The 16,566-nt window shown below is 58.9% G+C and carries 21 protein-coding genes; 6 read left to right on the top strand and 15 right to left on the bottom strand.

Annotation, left to right across the window (positions count from 1 at the left end; genetic code table 11):
- Positions 1-13: 13 nt before the first annotated feature.
- The 4 genes from ABSG49_RS08070 to ABSG49_RS08055 all read right to left on the bottom strand — a co-directional run bounded on the left by ABSG49_RS08070 (position 14) and on the right by ABSG49_RS08055 (position 2,829).
- Positions 14-1,045: a lysylphosphatidylglycerol synthase transmembrane domain-containing protein gene (locus tag ABSG49_RS08070; protein WP_424025612.1), complete on the bottom strand. Its 1,032-nt coding sequence runs from the start codon at positions 1,043-1,045 to the stop codon at positions 14-16.
- A 121-nt stretch (positions 1,046-1,166) separates the two neighbouring features.
- Positions 1,167-1,748: a DUF357 domain-containing protein gene (locus ABSG49_RS08065; protein ID WP_424025611.1), complete on the bottom strand. Its 582-nt coding sequence runs from the start codon at positions 1,746-1,748 to the stop codon at positions 1,167-1,169.
- Positions 1,745-2,494 carry a diphthine synthase gene (gene dph5 / locus ABSG49_RS08060; RefSeq protein WP_424025610.1) on the bottom strand — a complete coding sequence of 250 codons (750 nt, stop codon included), beginning with the start codon at positions 2,492-2,494 and terminating at the stop codon, positions 1,745-1,747. The genes ABSG49_RS08065 and dph5 overlap by 4 nt, the downstream gene beginning before the upstream one ends.
- Entirely contained in the window at positions 2,488-2,829 is a 342-nt protein-coding gene (locus tag ABSG49_RS08055) for a hypothetical protein (RefSeq protein ID WP_424025609.1), read from the bottom strand. The genes dph5 and ABSG49_RS08055 overlap by 7 nt, the downstream gene beginning before the upstream one ends.
- Positions 2,830-3,022: 193 nt before the next feature.
- Between ABSG49_RS08055 and ABSG49_RS08050 the strand changes: the two genes are divergently transcribed.
- Together ABSG49_RS08050 and ABSG49_RS08045 are read left to right on the top strand one after the other, a co-directional pair.
- Entirely contained in the window at positions 3,023-3,154 is a 132-nt protein-coding gene (locus ABSG49_RS08050; RefSeq protein ID WP_424025608.1) for a hypothetical protein, read from the top strand.
- Between the two features lie 20 nt (positions 3,155-3,174).
- On the top strand, positions 3,175-3,804 hold the full coding sequence (locus tag ABSG49_RS08045; protein ID WP_424025607.1) for an undecaprenyl diphosphate synthase family protein: 630 nt from the start codon (positions 3,175-3,177) through the stop codon (positions 3,802-3,804).
- A gap of 4 nt (positions 3,805-3,808) precedes the next feature.
- On the opposite strand, the gene ABSG49_RS08040 is transcribed toward ABSG49_RS08045, so the two are convergent.
- The 7 genes from ABSG49_RS08040 to ABSG49_RS08010 all read right to left on the bottom strand — a co-directional run bounded on the left by ABSG49_RS08040 (position 3,809) and on the right by ABSG49_RS08010 (position 10,970).
- Entirely contained in the window at positions 3,809-4,501 is a 693-nt protein-coding gene (locus ABSG49_RS08040) for a hypothetical protein (protein WP_424025606.1), read from the bottom strand.
- 76 nt (positions 4,502-4,577) lie between these two features.
- Positions 4,578-5,342, bottom strand: a complete 765-nt coding sequence (gene uppS, locus ABSG49_RS08035; RefSeq protein ID WP_424025760.1) for a polyprenyl diphosphate synthase — start codon at positions 5,340-5,342, stop codon at positions 4,578-4,580.
- Positions 5,342-6,385, bottom strand: coding sequence for a radical SAM protein (locus ABSG49_RS08030; RefSeq protein ID WP_424025759.1), 1,044 nt, complete (start codon positions 6,383-6,385; stop codon positions 5,342-5,344). Before ABSG49_RS08030 ends, uppS begins: the two co-directional genes overlap by 1 nt.
- A 235-nt stretch (positions 6,386-6,620) precedes the next feature.
- Positions 6,621-8,126, bottom strand: a complete 1,506-nt coding sequence (locus ABSG49_RS08025; protein WP_424025605.1) for a small ribosomal subunit Rsm22 family protein — start codon at positions 8,124-8,126, stop codon at positions 6,621-6,623.
- Positions 8,108-10,198, bottom strand: coding sequence for a type B DNA-directed DNA polymerase (locus ABSG49_RS08020; protein ID WP_424025604.1), 2,091 nt, complete (start codon positions 10,196-10,198; stop codon positions 8,108-8,110). Before ABSG49_RS08020 ends, ABSG49_RS08025 begins: the two co-directional genes overlap by 19 nt.
- A complete protein-coding gene (locus ABSG49_RS08015; protein ID WP_490356192.1) occupies positions 10,185-10,442 on the bottom strand; it encodes a DUF8156 family protein in 258 nt (85 codons plus the stop codon). The genes ABSG49_RS08020 and ABSG49_RS08015 overlap by 14 nt, the downstream gene beginning before the upstream one ends.
- Entirely contained in the window at positions 10,443-10,970 is a 528-nt protein-coding gene (locus ABSG49_RS08010) for a hypothetical protein (RefSeq protein WP_424025602.1), read from the bottom strand. It abuts the gene before it with no gap.
- A gap of 110 nt (positions 10,971-11,080) precedes the next feature.
- On the opposite strand from ABSG49_RS08010, the gene ABSG49_RS08005 reads away from it, so the two are divergent.
- Positions 11,081-11,779: an SOS response-associated peptidase gene (locus ABSG49_RS08005; protein WP_424025758.1), complete on the top strand. Its 699-nt coding sequence runs from the start codon at positions 11,081-11,083 to the stop codon at positions 11,777-11,779.
- Between the two features lie 4 nt (positions 11,780-11,783).
- A complete protein-coding gene (locus tag ABSG49_RS08000; protein WP_424025601.1) occupies positions 11,784-12,032 on the top strand; it encodes a hypothetical protein in 249 nt (82 codons plus the stop codon).
- A 345-nt stretch (positions 12,033-12,377) separates the two neighbouring features.
- Here the strand turns inward: ABSG49_RS08000 and nadA are convergent, their stop codons facing one another.
- Entirely contained in the window at positions 12,378-13,298 is a 921-nt protein-coding gene (nadA, locus tag ABSG49_RS07995; protein WP_424025600.1) for a quinolinate synthase NadA, read from the bottom strand.
- Between the two features lie 107 nt (positions 13,299-13,405).
- On the opposite strand from nadA, the gene ABSG49_RS07990 reads away from it, so the two are divergent.
- Entirely contained in the window at positions 13,406-13,600 is a 195-nt protein-coding gene (locus ABSG49_RS07990) for a MoaD/ThiS family protein (RefSeq protein ID WP_424025599.1), read from the top strand.
- A gap of 4 nt (positions 13,601-13,604) precedes the next feature.
- Complete coding sequence (locus tag ABSG49_RS07985; RefSeq protein ID WP_424025598.1) at positions 13,605-14,540, top strand: TIGR00269 family protein; 936 nt, start codon at positions 13,605-13,607, stop codon at positions 14,538-14,540.
- Here the strand turns inward: ABSG49_RS07985 and fdhD are convergent, their stop codons facing one another.
- From fdhD to ABSG49_RS07970, 3 genes are read right to left on the bottom strand one after another with little or no spacing between them, the layout of a single operon-like run.
- Positions 14,541-15,308, bottom strand: a complete 768-nt coding sequence (fdhD, locus tag ABSG49_RS07980) for a formate dehydrogenase accessory sulfurtransferase FdhD (protein ID WP_424025597.1) — start codon at positions 15,306-15,308, stop codon at positions 14,541-14,543.
- 48 nt (positions 15,309-15,356) lie between these two features.
- Positions 15,357-16,157: an ATP-dependent sacrificial sulfur transferase LarE gene (gene larE, locus ABSG49_RS07975; RefSeq protein WP_424025596.1), complete on the bottom strand. Its 801-nt coding sequence runs from the start codon at positions 16,155-16,157 to the stop codon at positions 15,357-15,359.
- Between the two features lie 39 nt (positions 16,158-16,196).
- The gene (locus tag ABSG49_RS07970; RefSeq protein WP_424025595.1) at positions 16,197-16,538 is read right to left on the bottom strand and encodes a transcriptional regulator; all 342 of its coding nucleotides are present in this window, start codon (positions 16,536-16,538) and stop codon (positions 16,197-16,199) included.
- Positions 16,539-16,566 lie beyond the last annotated feature (28 nt).

Raw genomic sequence — 16,566 nt, 5'->3', positions numbered from 1 at the left:
AAGGGTTCGGTGGTCAGGCCTTCTCATCGAGGCTGTCTCTGGCTTCCCTGCGCACGATGATGATACTGGAAAGGATACCGAGTGCGATATTGAAGTAATAGAGGACGATGCGCCAGAGCACGACGAATATGCCGACAACGGATGCCGGGATGAACAGTGCGTACATGGACGTTGCGCCGACTTCGGCAATACCCGAACTCCCGGGAGTCAGGGGCAACATCATCAGGATCGCGAGGATCAGCTGGATCACGAAGGATTCAAGGAAGAGGGGGGGCTGCCCAAGCCCGACGAGGATGAGGGAGGCGGTGACAATCTCGGAGACCCAGTAGAGGAGCGTAAATAGCATCCCCCAGACAAGGCCGCCCTTGGCCGTATGGACGAACTTGATGACCGCATCATGGAAGTTGTCGATCTCCTTGTCCGCCCGCTTTAAGAGTTCCTCGACCCGGGCATTCTCCCAAGTCTTTGTCAGCCAGACCGTGCAGCGGTTGACAACTCTTTTCACCACGTCAGGCCTGCGGATGGCAAGGTAGAAAAGGAACAGGCATCCGGCGACAAAGATCCACGTGACAAAGACCATGATCTCGGAGACCGCACCCAGGCTCTTCCACTGGTCGGTCAAGACGATCATGGCAAATGCCGCCAGTACCGCGAGCGCAATGCCGTCAAGCACCCGCTCCATGATAACCACTGCTGTCGCATCCCCAAGGGGGATGTTTGCCTTGTAGAGCTCGTGGATCCTGACGGGTTCCCCACCCGCCTGTGCAGGGGTGATTGCAGAAGCAAGCAGGTTGGCAAAGACGAGGTTCAGGCTGTACCAGAACCCGATGCGGTAGCCGAGCGAGCCGGACATCTTCTTGATCCGCATCGCCCAGAAGCACATGGTCAGCAGGTGAGTGAGGAACGCGAGGAGAAGGAAGAGGGGATTGATCTTCCTGATATAGGTGATAGTATTCTCGTTGATGGTAAAATACAGGATAATAATGAGAACCGCAAGGGAGAAACCCACGGAAATATAGAGCCATTTGAGCTGTGATTTCTCCACGGTGATCACGTCCTGCGATGCCCGCCTTGGCGGTTGTTATCTTAACCGGTTATGAGGCATAGTATATACCTTTTTATAATAACCCGGATTCACGCATCGTGCAAAACACATCGTCCCGGGTTCAGTCCACCGTGAACATTTCCCTGTTTGCAAGAATGGAGAAGAGGCCGGTCTCGACCCCGGCGTCGAGCCACCCGTGACCGTAACTGAAGCAGGCAAGCGCTTCCTCACATCTCCTGGAGGATGCCTGCTGTTTCCCATAGTGTAGGTACAACCCTGCGATGAAACGGACATGCACGGCAAATGCATATCCCGGTGTCCCGGGATCCGGGGACGGCGTAACTGAAGCGATCGCGGTGTCCAGCAATCGTGCATATCGCCCTGTTTTCTCGTCAAGTTTCACGTACTGGGCAGCCGGGACGGGTTCGAACCTCCCGCCAAACGGGCATGCAGACCTGCCTCCGGCAGTAACAAGCAGGCCGGATGCGATGCCGCAGTGCAGCCACCCGAGGCCGTACATGAACGCTGCGAGTGCATTAACAGGATCCCCGCCGGTCATGAACGTCTTTCCATCGCTTTCGTACGCAGACGCCATCCGGAGTACTGACTGCCCGGTGCGCCCGTTCAGCGATTCTTTTGGGGCACTGCACCGGGCGTCTGCAAGGGTGACGGCAAGGAGGGCCTGGCATTGCGGGATATTCATAGGCCGGCAAACATCTCTAGGTATTCGCGTTCCATGTCATGCAGTTCCGCCGGGATCACAAGGATATGGAGCGGCGGGCCGAAATCCACGGACTGTATCGTCTCTGCCGTACCGGCCCGGACAAACGGTTCATCGGATCCTGCCCTGGCGATACCCACATAGAGCGGGATCTGTGCCTGCCGTTCTGCGGCCATCTGTTCCAGGAGTGCGACCGCTTCGGGAACGGTCATGAAGCGTTCCCCCTGGATATCGAGATAGACGAGCGTGTGGAGGCGGAGGGAAAGGTTCTGAAGGATGACATCGAGAGGTGTCGTCGGGAACCAGTTCTTCTGCGGGAACGGGAGGGAGCAGGACTTCCCGAACCGGTAATTCTGGAGACCGGAGAGACCGCAGACTGCACTGGAAATGGATGCGGCATGCACGATCGCAGTCCTTATGCCACGGGCAGCGGCCCTCATGCGGAGATCCGCGTGGGTGGTCGAGACCATGGGGTCACCGGCGCAGAGGAACACGACATCCTTCTCCTGCGCTTCCGCGAGCAGTTCATCCGGGTGCTGCTCAACATATTCGCGGAAGAGGGGAGTAACCGGCTTCCCGTACCAGGCTTCGAGTTCCTCGCGGGATGTACCTGCGAGGCGCGAGGTATAACTCTCAAGATAGATACAGTCAGCAGCCCGGATGTGCCGGAGCCCTTTTTCCGAGACGTCGGTTTTATCAAAGAGCCCGAGGCCGATGAACGTCAGCATACCTGCCTCATGACATCACCATGCACCCGCAGTCCCATCGATTTCCGGCTCCCGCCAATAACTGAAATACCGGGTGTGGAACTTTTGGTGATGGCATCAATAACGCCGATAAACCGCTTGTCTGCGCCGGCCAGTTTGAAGGCATCAACAACTTCTGCTGTCCGTTCGTTGGTAGAGAGAACGATGGCGTATTCTCCCTGGAGTGGTTTTGTAAGAGCATATGCAATCTGGTCGGCATACCTCATGGGAGGAGCACGGATGAGGATCTTGGTCCCTGCCTCAAAACCACCGGAGACCCGGTCAATCTGTGCAACTCCTGTCTTATATGAATACATTTATTGGTTGTTCATTTCATCAGAATGTTTATAATCTCTCCTGTCTTGCCGACTGGAACTCCGGACACCGGTTTTACCGGTCGCGGACCAATCCTGACCGTTCGGCTGCCCGTTCCCCGGTAACGGTTGTTCTCCCCGGCCTTCCCGTCGTGAACGGTGTGGTGATTGTCTTTTGTCATCCTCCCGGAAAGAGATGACCCTTCCCTCCCTTGCAACACTCTTCGGGACCACGTTTCTCATCGCTGTGCAAAGGATCGTGTTTGCGCTCGTGACCCTGCTGTATATCCTCTGCCTCTTCATCACCCTCAAGGATATTTACCTGTGACCGGCAATAATAGGTAATAAATGATCTACTGGCTTTACGCACAGCTGCTCAAGCGGCAGATTACAGAACTGCCTGCGCACGTCTGCTTCATGATCAGCGGGCAGGATCTTGCGGATGCACCGGGCAATCTCTATACGGTCACGGCATGGTGCAACGAGATATCCGCGTACGGTTCCCGGCACACGTCCCTGCCACCTGCCAGGATACGCAGTCTCGTGTTCCATATTGCCACACCGGCTCCCGAAACCATGGAGCAGTACCTGCCGGAGATCCGGAAGATCAGCACGATTGCCCGCCTTGTCCTCCACGTCGGTGACCGGCAGGAAATTTCCGGCACAGGCATGGACGTTATCGTTGCGATCGGTAAAAGCGGGAGGGAGGAGATCACCGCGTGCATCCGGAAGATGGCAAAAGACCATGTATCTCCCGCTTCCGTGGATGAAAAACTGCTCGAGTCCTACCTGACCTTCCATTATACACCGGATGTTGTGATCAAGAGCGGGGGTGATTATCTCACCGACTTCCTCATCTGGCAATCGGTCTATTCAGAGCTCTTCTTCTCCGATGTGAACTGGAAACTGTTCCGGAAGGTCGACTTCCTGCGGGTGCTGCGGGACTACCAGTCACGGGTACGGCGTTTCGGGAAATAACGGTTTATTTGAGGCGGACGTTCACCCACGACGCTTCACCGTTGATCGTCTTTTCTTTCAGGGCGAACTGGTTCTTGAGGGTGACGGTAATGGCTCTCCGGTCCGGGACCGGTGTGATCCTGAGCTCACGGCACCACCGGGCAAAGGCCTGGTACAGGATATCTTTCGTCACATGACTCTCTTCCGCATCCTCGCGAACGATGGCCTCTGCGACGAATTTTTTTATTGCCGATCCCTTTCCCTTCTTTTCAGGCATTTTCTCCGGTTTTCTGGGTTTTTCAACATGTGGAGCGGTTGCCGGAACGGCCGGGGCCTTCGGCGTCTTTTCCAGTGAAGAGACCCGCCCGGGCAATGTGGCAGGCGCTTTTTGTGCCGGGGGCCGCGGCACCCGTTTCACCGTGGTGACCGCTTGGGGATCATCCGCATTGATGACGGGGTGGATACCAGCAGCCGAGTTCACGGGTAGGATTACATCCCCGGCAGCGGCTGCACCATTATGCGCGATGATGACGGGTGCCGTAGCCGGTACACCGACGGGCATCTGCGGGATATAGCGGATGCCGGCTGCGCTGGCAAGTGCCCGGTTGCAGAGGTCGTTGATGTCCAGGCCGGATGCCTGTGCCTGTGCCAAGATGTCCTCCCTCAGGACTACCGTGGTCTCGTGCCATTTCAGACTCTGTTCCATCTTTGCCGTCATGACCGATCAACTGTTGATCTGGCGCTCAAAAGAAATATAGTAAGCGATTGTATACCGGGATATCTAGGACAGACGTTCAGCATTTCTGTGCGGCAATCCTCTGGTCGTAGATGCGGATGGCACGCAGGAGATCGATCTTCCGGAACAGCGGCCAGTATGGGGCGCAGAAATAGACCGCCGATTCATGCCCGTTTGCAAGCCACGGCAGGAAGTTCGAGGTGCGGCATTCATTGCCGGTCCTGATGATCAGGTCGACGGGAGGTATCCCCTTTCCCTGGTGCAGGTGCTCCTCGACCATGCGGACATCGATGCTGTCCGGATCGGCGCCGTTCTTCCGGACTTCATCGAGGATCTCCCGGGCGGCGAGGACGATCTCATTTCTCCCTCCATAGGCAAGCGCGATGTTGAGGTGGAAACCCGTATGGTCTTTCGTTGCCTCTTCTGCTGCACGGACCGCCTGAAGGAGGTCTTCCGGCAGCATCGACGGGTCCCCGACCATCTGGACACGAATCTTATACCGTGTAACCCGCTCATCGGTGAGCACGCTGATGAACTTCTCTTTAAAAAGGGCGAACAGGTCGCCCACCTCATCCTGCTGCCGGGAGAAATTCTCCGTTGAAAACGTGTACAGCGTAATATGCCGGACACCCAGCTCGTGCGCCCAGTCGAGCATCCGCTCGGTCTTGTCCGCACCGGCCCGGTGGCCATCAGCAGTGTCGAGTCCGAACATCTTTGCATAACGGCGGTTGCCGTCCATGATGATGGCGATGTGGTTGGGGATATGCCGGCACTGCCGTACGAGATGCTGTTCATAGAGCGGTTCGATCAGATCCCTTACGATCAAAGCGGGGTCATCTCCACGACCATACCTCCGTGCGGGTAACGCTCGATCACATATTTTTTCCCGGGCAGTTCGTCGGAATATTTCTCAAGGAGCCACCATGCCATCGCGATGCTGTCGCCACAGTCTTCGAAACTATCTGGTTCCAGCCTCTCCCTGCAGAACCGGGCAAGGGCGTCTTTTTGTCCCGGCAGGGGTTCAAGGACACCGTAGACGATGGTGCCGTCGTCCGTGATCTCATCGAACGGGCGGGCCGTGTTCTGTGCGATCCGCTTCAGGCGTTCCCGGAGCTGGACGGAGTCCTTGAAGCCCGAGGAGCACCAGTGCACCTTGTCGTGCCGGCACAACTCAGCGGCCCACCCCTTTGCACCGTCGATGGCGTTGTGCAGTTCGTCGGCCAGCTCGTAGCCTCTCTTCCTCATCTCGTAGGCATTGGTCTCGCCCCACTCAAGTTCGTTGACGTTGAGGAAATCGAGGTACGGGAGTGCAGGTATCAGGAGTTCAAGCCCGGGGAGCGCTGGCACCTCGATCCCAATGTCAAAGCCCATCTCCTTGGCTCTTTTCGCCGAGCGCAGGAAATCGGTTTCGAGAAAGGTGTCCCAGCATTCCCGGGGTGGGTGGAGGCGGATCTCATCGAGAAGACCCTGCATCCTTTCGAGTTCCTCATCCGTCGGTGCTTGTGCGGTATACAAGTGGATTTGGTGGTCAGGGCCGAAATGGTCCTTGAGCATCCGGCAGTATTCCATCACCTTGTCGAGGCAGAGGAGAGGTTCGCCTCCCGTGACCCCGGTTCCGAGTGCGCTCATGCTCTCCGCCACCTCGATGATCTGAGACGGGACATCGATGGGGACCTCGTTGGCAAAGACCGTGTCCGTCCCCTTCCGCTCCGAAGAGAGGGGGCAGTACCAGCAGGAGCGGTGGCAGCGTCCCGTAACAAAGAGCACCATCTTTGCGCCCTGGTAGCAGAGCACACAGCCTTTAGCCAGCGTCACGGTTTGCACCTGTTCCCGGACCGGAAGGGGCCCGGTTGTGAAAGTAATCATACTATTTGGTGCGTGTGATTCAAAACTCTTCTTCTGCCAGTACTCCCTTCCGGGAAGAACCGTGCTGGAACCTGGCATTACCGGGTTGTACCGGATGCTTCCGGAGGACCCGTCCATCCCTCCCGGCTTGGTGGATAAAGATGAGGTCGGTTTCCCGCATTGTCCCATCCGGTGATCTGACGGTGAGAGTAATTACCGGCTCGCGCAGTGCGTTCGTTCCTGATGCAGCGAGTACTTACTCCTTGTCGCGCATTTCAGGGATCGTGACTGAGGTGTTCCTGTTCACGAGCAGGTTGTAGGCATCATGCGCCTTGTTGTACCGGACCAGCACGCCCAGCATCTCCAGCACCGTGCCGTACGGTGCCGTTCTGATCGCCTCGTTCCCGGACGTCAGATGGAATGAGGGGATGACGGCATAGACCGGGGTCTTTGCCGTCCCGTCGCAGATCTTGAAGAGACGATTTTTTGCATCCCCCAGCTCACCGCTCATCTTCACTACCGCTACATTGACCCGGTTTCCCACGTGCAGGTGCAGTTTCGAGAGCCGAAGGAACTTGGAGTCGGGGGCGACCCGGTACGCCGACCTGCGCTTCCCGTCCCTGCGCAGAACGGCATAACTGTACTTGATATCGGTATTCATGTACCGGTACGACTCATCGCACCGGGCGAGGGTCTCCATCAGCCGGGTCGGCCGAATGGCAGGAGCCGTTGCAAAGCTCCAGCACCGGGGTGCCGTGCAGGGCATCCCCCGGATGAACGAACAGGGAGCATACATCATGAGCCCTCGTTTCTCCAGCTCGGCAGTGATGGTCCGCATGCGGGTGGCATTCTCCTGATCGGCAGGTTCGATGATGACGATGGATCCGTCCGGTTTCAACCGGTCTGCGATCCTCTCCACAATCCCGGCCTGTGTGTCCACAGAACTTTCCGGCAGTTCATTGAGTACATTGGAGAAGATGACGAGATCGACCTTTTCCGGGATTGCTGGAGGGAGCGGTTCCCGTATATCTGCCTTTATGGGCGGCTTGACTGAAACATTTCCCCCGCGGGGCACAAACGCGTCCCGCAGGGAGAGGAATGCCTCGATATGCTCTTCCGAGCGTTCGAGGGAGTAGACCGCAGCCCGGGCATCATCGAGCCGGGACCAGAGATCAGCGATGGCAAGCGGGACTACTCCCGGGCCAGTGCCCACGTCGAGGATGGTCATCGATTTTTTCAGCAGGCCGTCCCGGGCAAGCCCGGCAAGCAGGTGCTCCGTCTGCATGAAATAGACCGGGAAGTGGTACGCAAGGTAGCCGAGCACGCTGTATCCTTTCGTGTACTGCAGGGATCGCCGGTGCGACGGTTTCCAGTAGTCATCCTTCTGGGCGACGATTGCCCTGCGAAGCCGCTCGATTATTACAGGATCATGCCATTCTTTCCCTGCCTTACGGGTGATGTACCGTTCGATCGCTTCGGCAAGGGTAAATGGCATCTCCCGGCGGGCGATGAATGTTTCAAGGCGTTCCCGCTCCCCGTCATTCAGGATATATGATGGGGTCGGAAGAGCCCGTGAGATCTCAAAATCCCCGTCAAGCTTTTTTGCGGTGAGCCCGAAGCGGGATAATTCCGGGGAGATGGTGCGATATATCTCATCGACCGACACCGGTTCATCAAGATAGGGAATGATCTCGGAGAGGCGAAAGACCGGTCTCGTGCCGGCAACATATTTTACGGTAGAAATCAACGGTTTTCCGGCCATAACCTGCCGGATACTTGGTGACCTGCCCTCTTACGTCTTTCGTCTGAACACGGCCCCTGTATCGGCCACGGGCCGGTTGGCATCTGTCCCGGTGAAGGATGGATACCTGGCTGTTTACCGGGCTCTCTTCCCGCCCGGAACGCATACGCAATCTCGGCCCAGGCCCGCTCCAGCAGCTGCCGGTAGTACGGGACATCGAAGCGCTCCGCACACCATGACGGGTCCACCCGGTAGTTCCGGGCATCCCTCACGACATAACGGATCTTCATGCCCGGGGCAATATCCGTGCCGCTCCTGCGGTACGCATCGACTGCCGCCCCCTCAATGCAGCGGTGGGCATAGTTCAGTCGGCTGATCCTCCGGCTGATGACCATCTCGTGTACCGGCGCCGACGCGAGCCGTGCAGCAGTATCCGTGTAGATCCCGCGGACCAGGTCCCACGCTGCGTCCAGTTCTGCGATCGCCCCCGCCCGGCCCATCACGCTCAGCATCCCCGCCTGCATCTTTCGGATATAGTCCGGCGTGTCGTGCCGGCGTGCGGCAATGCCCCGCACCTTCACGCTGCCGTTAGGGAGCCGGCCGTAGTAACGGGTGTATGCCCCGGACCCGTCGCTCTGCGGGAGGAAGACGATCCAGTCGAAGTGTTCGATCTCGATACGGAGCCCGGTCCCGCGGTTGACCCTCTCCTGTAATGCGGTGACCGGGGTGCCCTGCACCCAGAGGCAGTCCACGTTCCCGTGCAGCACGGTAAACCCCATCGCGTCGGCAATCTCTTTTGTCTGCAGCAGGATCTCGCGCGACCTCGCGGTGATTGCCTCGTGCACCTCGATCCTGCCGAACTTCGCGTTCTTGTAGCCGGTGTAGCCGAAGCAGGTGACGAGCATCCACTTGAGGATCGCATCGATGCCGGCGACCGCAGGATCGGTTTTTTTCCGTTGTTTTGTTGCGATCCTCATCTCGAGCAGGGGTTCGAGGGCAATGGGGAGGAATCCCCTCCTCTCCTCATTCCCGATGATCTCCGGGGAGAGGTTCGCCTTCACGATGATGGAGGGGTACATCGAGGTAAAATCGATCTCGTCCACGTTTTCATAGATACCGGGCTCCGGCTGGAACAGCATCCCGCCCCGGTCCCCGGTCCTGAGCGAGGCACATTTCCGCAGGGCTTCTGCATCGCTCTTGCGGAATGGCACCGCGATTCCCCGTCTCACCGCCTCGTAGGTCTCGTACGCGGAGATGAGCGTGCCCGGGGTGAACCGGGAGACGAGGTTTGGGGAGAGCCCCGAGAGCCGGGCGCCCATGAGCACACCGGCAAGACCCCCCTCGCGGTACACGAACGACTGCTCCGTATCGATCAGGACCCTGCCGTCCGGGATGAGCGCCGCCCCCTTGTGCTCGACCCTTCCGTAGCTCCAGTAGGACCGGGAGCTCATGGTGCGGCACTTCCCGTTCCGGCTGAACGGCATGGCGAGCCCGTTCTCCCGGGCCTTCTCCTGCAGGAGGTGCATCCAGCGGTCGGCATGGGCCATGAGAATCACGTCCGGGTCGCACGCGGCAACAAGCGCGAAGAGATCGGACAGCACCTCCCGCTCGTTTCCGGCGAGGCGTTCGGCACGCTCGTGAACTACCGAGATCTCTGAGCAGGTACGGGTCAGGGCCGGGTCCCCGCGGATCCGTATCTCCATCTGGTGCAGGTCGTGGGTGAACTCCGGCGAGAACCTCAAACCCATATCGCTGCTGCAGGGAATGATCCCGTGCTCGGCCATGAAGCGCTGATCCTGCCTCACGTCCACGTTGAAGAGTTCTGCCGCATACTGCGTCTGCCGCTCGATCGCCTCTGCCACCGTGCGCCCGGCAAAGACCCTGTACCCCTTGCATTCGCCAAAGATAGTTTTGAATATGCAGGGCTCTGCACGGTACTCCTCCTCCAGTGCGGTGATCATCGCGTGGTGTGCGTCCGGGTCCGGGAGGCGGAGGTAGAACGGCGGATCATACTCGTGGTGGATCCTCTGCACCGCCCCGTCTTTGCTCCACAGGTCAACGCCCCCCCGGAATGCCGAGTCAAGGATCCACATCCGGTTCCCTCCCGTCCCGGGACAGTTCCTCCTGCCGCCGGGTTATTTCGACCAGCGCCGAGAAGATTGCCGCTTCCAGCGGGTCGTCGCAGCCATAGAACGCCTCGCTCGAATGCTTTCTGGCGAAAGCCACGAGCCGTTCTGAGTATGGCCGGTCTTCTGTCATGAGTGCCCGCTGGGACCCGGCCCAGCGCCCCGTCATGCCGTTCACTCCCTGCCGTATACTCACGAAACTCCTGCCCATTCAGGACACCTCCAGCGTCCTCTGGGCCCCGGGAGCCCCGCTGCCCTCCCGGCAGGATCCCCGTGCGTGGAAGCCGTGCCCGTCCGGGGCCGGGTCCTCAGGAATAATCTCGATGATCCGGTCTGCCTGCCGGGCCAGTGCGGCAAATGACCGTTCGCTCACCGGTGTCCAGAGGATCACCAGCGCCTCCCGCCCGGCCTGCCGGAGTGCCGATGCGACCGGGTCAAGGAGCCGTTCCGCCCCGTCAAAAAGGGTCGGGTCGTGCTCGACAAAGACGATGGTGTGGCCAGATTCGTGGATCACGTTCAGGAGCTGATCGGCGGTAAACGGCCTCCTGACCTCAAAATTGACCGACGTGCGGCTGATGCCGGAAAGAATGCGCGAGTAGTTGCCGCTGACGTAAAGGAAGAGGAACCGCTGGAGATCCGGGTTGCTGTTGAGTGCGGAGAGGATCTTCTTCTCCGGTGCGATCACGGCAGTGAACGTGCCCGGGTGGATAGTGACCCCTCGCGAGAGTTCGATCAGCATGGCACCGGATCCCTGCTGCACCGTGGCGGATAATGCTCAGGCTGGCGGGGTGTGAAAGTGCGTGGCGCCTATCGCAAGATTGATGAACGGGGGAGGAGAGGTGAAGTGTGATGTGCGGCAGGTACTCGCTCGTGTGCATCGATGAGCTCGGCAACCGGTTCCGGGTGCACAACCCGATGATCGGCACCCACTCACGGTTCAATGTCGCCCCGGGGAACGAGATGCCGGTGATCGCCCGTGACGGGGGAAAGAATGAGATTGCCGTCATGAAATGGGGGCTGGTCTCTTGCCGGGCAGAGGACCCCGCATCCTCCCCGCGGCCGATCAATGCCCGGGCGGAGGGGCTGGCGGAAAAGCCCATGTTCCGCCCGCTTCTCGAGGACCGGCGATGTCTCGTGCCGGCTTCCGGGTTCTTCGAGTGGAAGAAGGAAGGGAAGCGGAAGTTCCCGTTCTGGTTCCGGCTTCTTGGAGAACCGCTCTTCTCCTTTGCCGGTCTCTGCAATACCTGGCAGGGCCCGGGCGGGCAGCGCCACTCCAGCTACGCGATCATCACCTGCAGGCCCAATGCACTGGTAGGGAAGATCCACGACCGGATGCCCGTGATCCTGACCCGGGAGAACGAGGAACGCTGGCTCGCGGATGGTTCCGTTACTCCCGCAGCCCTCGGGGACCTGCTCGGACCTTGGCCAGCCGGCGACATGGAGATGGTTCCGGTAACGGCTCTCGTCAACAACCCTAACATTGATGACGAGCGGGTTGTACGACCGCTGGCTTCTCATGCCCGGGCGCAGACATTGTTGCCGGAGTAGCCTCATGCTTGACCATTGTCCGGGTGCCGCGAACCTGCGCACCCCCACACTCGCGATCAAGAAATGCCCCCAGTGCGGGGAAGAAGTCGAACTATTCTCGAATGACATATCGGTGAAGTGCAGTAACTGCGGTTTTGTGGTCTACAACGACACCATATCCTGCGTCCAGTGGTGCAAGTATGCAAAGGAGTGCGTGGGCGAGGAGATGTACAACCGGCTCATGGCGCAAAAAGATACCGATGAGAAGAAATAGGCTGTGGGTGAGGCGATATACGCCGAAGTTTCCAGTAGGGGCCCCGATGGCGGATGAAGTTATCCTCATCAGGTAATCGGATATTTTTTCGTCAGATACGAGTGAGACCCCCTCTCTCCCCCAGAGGGGGAGGCAACACAAGGGGAGCACCCCTTGACCCCCTGTTTTTCCCCCATCCTATACTTCTCCTAGTTTTCAGAGTTTTTCACTAACCTTCTGGGGGAACATCGGATTGCGGGGGATGCCCAAGCGGCGGGGGCGGAGGCATCATATGCCGAAGCCCCCAAGAGCGTTAAGAAAATTTATAACGATCTTTCTGGGAAGGACCGGTCTGGCACGGACCTCTCACGGCAGGGAGAGCATCCGCTCGATCGCACGCCGGGCACGGCCGGCGACCTCTTCCGGCACGGTGATACGGGGCTGCAGAGTTGCGAGCGAGTTCCGCACCTTCTCGAGGCTCGTCTTTTTCATGTTCCGGCAGATTGCGTCTGACAATAGGGAATAACATGTTTTATCCGGGCACTGCTTTGCGATACGGTGGAGGATCCCGACTTCCGTCCCGATAATGAACTCCTTCTTTTCTGAAGTGCAGACATGCCGGATGATGCCGGATGTACTGGCAACGTAATCAGCGAGATCGATCACATCCGGCCGGCACTCGGGATGCACCAGCACCACGGCATCCGGGTGGATTGCCCGTGCCTCCTTCACCTGTGCCGGCGTGATCCGGTCGTGTACGATGCAGAACCCTTCCCACGGCAGGATCGTCTTCTTCGTGAAGCGCTGGGCGTACTGCCCGAGGTTTCGGTCCGGGACAAAGATGATGGTGTCCTGCCCCACAGAGTTGACGACCTTCACCGCGTTTGAGGAGGTGCAGCAGATGTCGCTCTCGGCCTTCACGTCCGCGGTCGTATTCACGTAGCAGACCACGGCCGCGTCCGGGTGCCTCTCCTTTGCGAGCCTGAGTTCGTCCGCAGTGATCATCTGCGCCATCGGGCAGCAGGCATCTTCCGCGGGCAGCAGGACGGTCTTTTGGGGAGAGAGGATCGCCGCGGTTTCGGCCATGAAGTCCACGCCGCAGAAGACGATCACTCCCCCTTGCATGGTGGCCGCAGCCCGGGATAGTTCAAGGGAATCACCGGTGAGGTCCGCGATGTCCTGGATCTCCGCCGGCTGGTAATTGTGGGCGAGAAGGATCGCGTTACGCTCCTCCTTGAGCTTCACGATCTCCTCAACAATGTGCGCAGAGTCAGCCATCCTGTCCATAATCCAGTATCCTGTTCATCGCAGGTTTTTATTAAACCGTCGCTGCAAAAAGAGCGCCCTCCAACCGGATGTTTATGCATAAAGCCCTCCCAGTACCACATCAGGCTATGAAGATCATCCTTCCGGACAAGAGCTGCCGTCAAGCCGGCTCTGATCCGGTGACGGTTGAAGCGCTCCTGCGGGACCTCGGGTTCGATCCCATTGAGGTGATCGTTGCACGGAACGGGACGCTCGTTACGGAAGATGCCGTTGTGGAGAACGATGACGTGATCCGGATCATCCGGATCGCCCACGGGGGATGAGGCAGTGGCCCGCGATGACATTCCGGTAAAAACTCCCGGGTGCTCGCTCTGCAGCGGGCCGGCCGTTTTCCATGACCGGATAACTGGCCGCCACCTCTGTCGGGAGCATTTTATCGCAGATATCGAAGATCGCGTTGCCGAAACCATCCGCTCCCGGAACCTGATCATCCCGGGCGATCATGTGCTCATTGCCCTGAGCGGTGGCAAGGACAGCACGGCCCTCCTGATGATCCTCGCCCACCTCCTGCCCTCATGGGACTCCGTCCGCCTCTCTGCCGTCACCATCGATGAAGGGATCGCCGGCTACCGCGAGGATACCATCCGCTCCGCAGACAGGTTAGTCGCGCAGTACGGGCTGGACCATGCCACCATCTCTTTTACGGAACTCTTCGAGGGAACACTCGATGCGTTCCTCAGGGGCAGGGAGCCCGAGGCCTGCAGCGTCTGCGGGATCCTGCGAAGAAAGGCGCTCAATGTGGCAGCAGAATGGGGGAAGGCGACAAAACTTGCCACCGGGCATAACCTTGACGATGAGGCGCAGTCGGTCTTCATGAACGTGCTCCGGGGCGACCTGCCCCGGCTTGTGCGGGACTCCGGCAGTGATTCTCAGGGGCGGTTCATCCCCCGCATCAAGCCGCTCATGTTCATCTCTGAGAAGGAAATTGCTGTGTACCTCATGCTGCACGGGGCATGGACAGAGCTTCCCGAATGCCCGTATGCGGTACATGCCCTCCGCGGTGAAGTGCGGAGCATACTTGCCACGCTCGAATCCCATCACCCGGGCACGATGCTGCACCTTATGGAAAGCAAGGCACAGATCGAGGCGCAGTGCGCCGGCCGCATGGAAGAGGAACCGGTCCGGCATTGTAAGGAGTGCGGGGACCCGTGCAGCGGGGAGATCTGCCAGCTCTGCAAGCTGAAAAAAACCCTCCGGAACTGATCACTGCGGGGCGGGTGCAGCCCCATCAATGCGTTCCATATGGGTATAGATGACCATCTTGCCGCCGCGTGCAAATCCGACCACGGTCAGCCCGGTCTTGTCGGCAATCTCCACCGCAAGAGTGGTGGTCGCACCGCGTGAGACAATAATGGGGATATTTGCGATCAGGCACTTGCGCACCATCTCCGAGGAGATGCGTCCTGAGACGATCACGTAGGTCCGTGAGAGATCGATCTTGTTGCGGAGCCCGAACCCGATCACACGGTCGAGGGCGTTGTGCCGCCCGATGTCCTCGGAGACGGCAAGGACTTTCTCGCGGTCCAGCAGCGCCACGATGTGAATGCCCCCCGTGGTGACGTGGAGCTCGGAGTTCAGTACCGCCTTGATGGAGTTCCAGATGTTCGCCGTGCTGATCGTGTAATCGGACTGGATCTTCGGGAGTTTCTCAGTGTCGATATAGGATGTGCTCCCGCCGCAACCGGAGAGAATGGTCTTTTTCGGGCCGAGCACCTTGAAGAGGTTCTTCGTAATGACGCTCATACGGTTCTTCTCGATCTTGATCGACTCGATCTCGTCCACGCTTTTTATGATTTGCTCGGTGAAGAGGTAGCCGGTCACGAAGTCTTCGAGCTGCACCGGGCTCATCATCGCGGTCATCGCGTGCCGCCCGTTCACGAACAGGGCGAGCGGGACCTCTTCGATCACTTCGTGGAGGTCTTTTCTTGTCTTCTCGCCATCAACCTTGATACAAGGTAGTCTTCTGAACATGGTATCGTCCGTAGTATGGTGATCCCGTTAGGAACCGGCAGCGTGCTTTTACTTCAGCACCTCGTCCATGCTACCGCTGCGATAGCCCCCAAGATCGAGCGTGACATACAAGAACCCGAGCAACCGGAGTTTCTCAGCCACGGCATCCTGATGCTCCAGTATTCGCCCCATTTCCTCTTTATGTACTTCTATGCGGGCAATGTTCCCGTGCGCCCGCACCCGGAGCTGGGAAAAGCCCTGTGCAGTCAGGAATGCCTCGGCCTCCTCGACCATATGGAGTTTCTCGCAAGTGATCGTGTCCCCGTACGGGATGCGCGAGGAGAGGCAGGCGGCCGAGGGCTTCTGCCAGACCGATAGGCCGTACTCCCGTGCAATATCCCGGATGTCCTGCTTCGTGCACCCGGCTTCGATGAACGGGTGGACGATCCCCTCTTCCGTAGAGGCAAGGAGGCCCGGGCGGTGCTCTCCTGTATCGGACAGATTGATCCCATCGGCAATGCAGGAAAGGCCGAGCTCGGCTGCCCGCTTTTTGAGATATGCTGCCGAGATCTTTTTGCAATGATAACACCGGTTGGCCGGGTTGCTGCAGAACGTCACGTTCTCCAAGAGTGGGACCGGGATGATATCGAGCCCGAGCCCGAGGTCGAGAGCGATCTGTCGGGCCTCTTCCACAGCTGCCCGGGGAACCGCGGGACTGTCGAGAAGGACACAACGGCTCTTCTCCCCCAGCACATCACGGGCGAGTGTGGCAAGGAGCGTGCTGTCGACACCCCCGGAGAATGCAACCAGCATCGGGCCGCGCTTCCGGATCGTTTCGAGAAGGGCCTGCTTTTTTCCAGAAATACTCATGACGGCATCACGAACGACAAAAACGGGATTATTATAATATTATGAGCCGCACCGTTCCCGGGAATCGGTGGGGCTCTTACACTGGTTCTCGTCTCCTTCCCGCAGCTGGCGGCAGATGTCGCAGGTGCGCTGGACAAGATTGGGTTTCCTGCCCTCCTTGAGGTCCTGCGCCAGCAGTTCAATGGACTTTTTCACATCGTTCTCGAACTCGATCCGGTACCCGCGTTTTCCCGAGAGGTACTGCGATACTGCGGAGGGTGCGATCTCGAGCATTCGCGCCGCTTCCACCTGGGACACCCCGCACCTGACCAGTTCCACCGCAATCGCAGCCCGGATAGCTGGCAGGACGTCCCACACGATCTTCTGACAGGGAGCTTCCATCACAACACAACCTTTATGTTGTTACATT

Origin of the sequence: Methanoregula sp. (assembly GCF_049510175.1) — an archaeon.
Taxonomy (GTDB): Archaea; Halobacteriota; Methanomicrobia; order Methanomicrobiales; family Methanospirillaceae; genus Methanoregula.
This window is presented reverse-complemented; position numbering and strand designations above follow the sequence as displayed.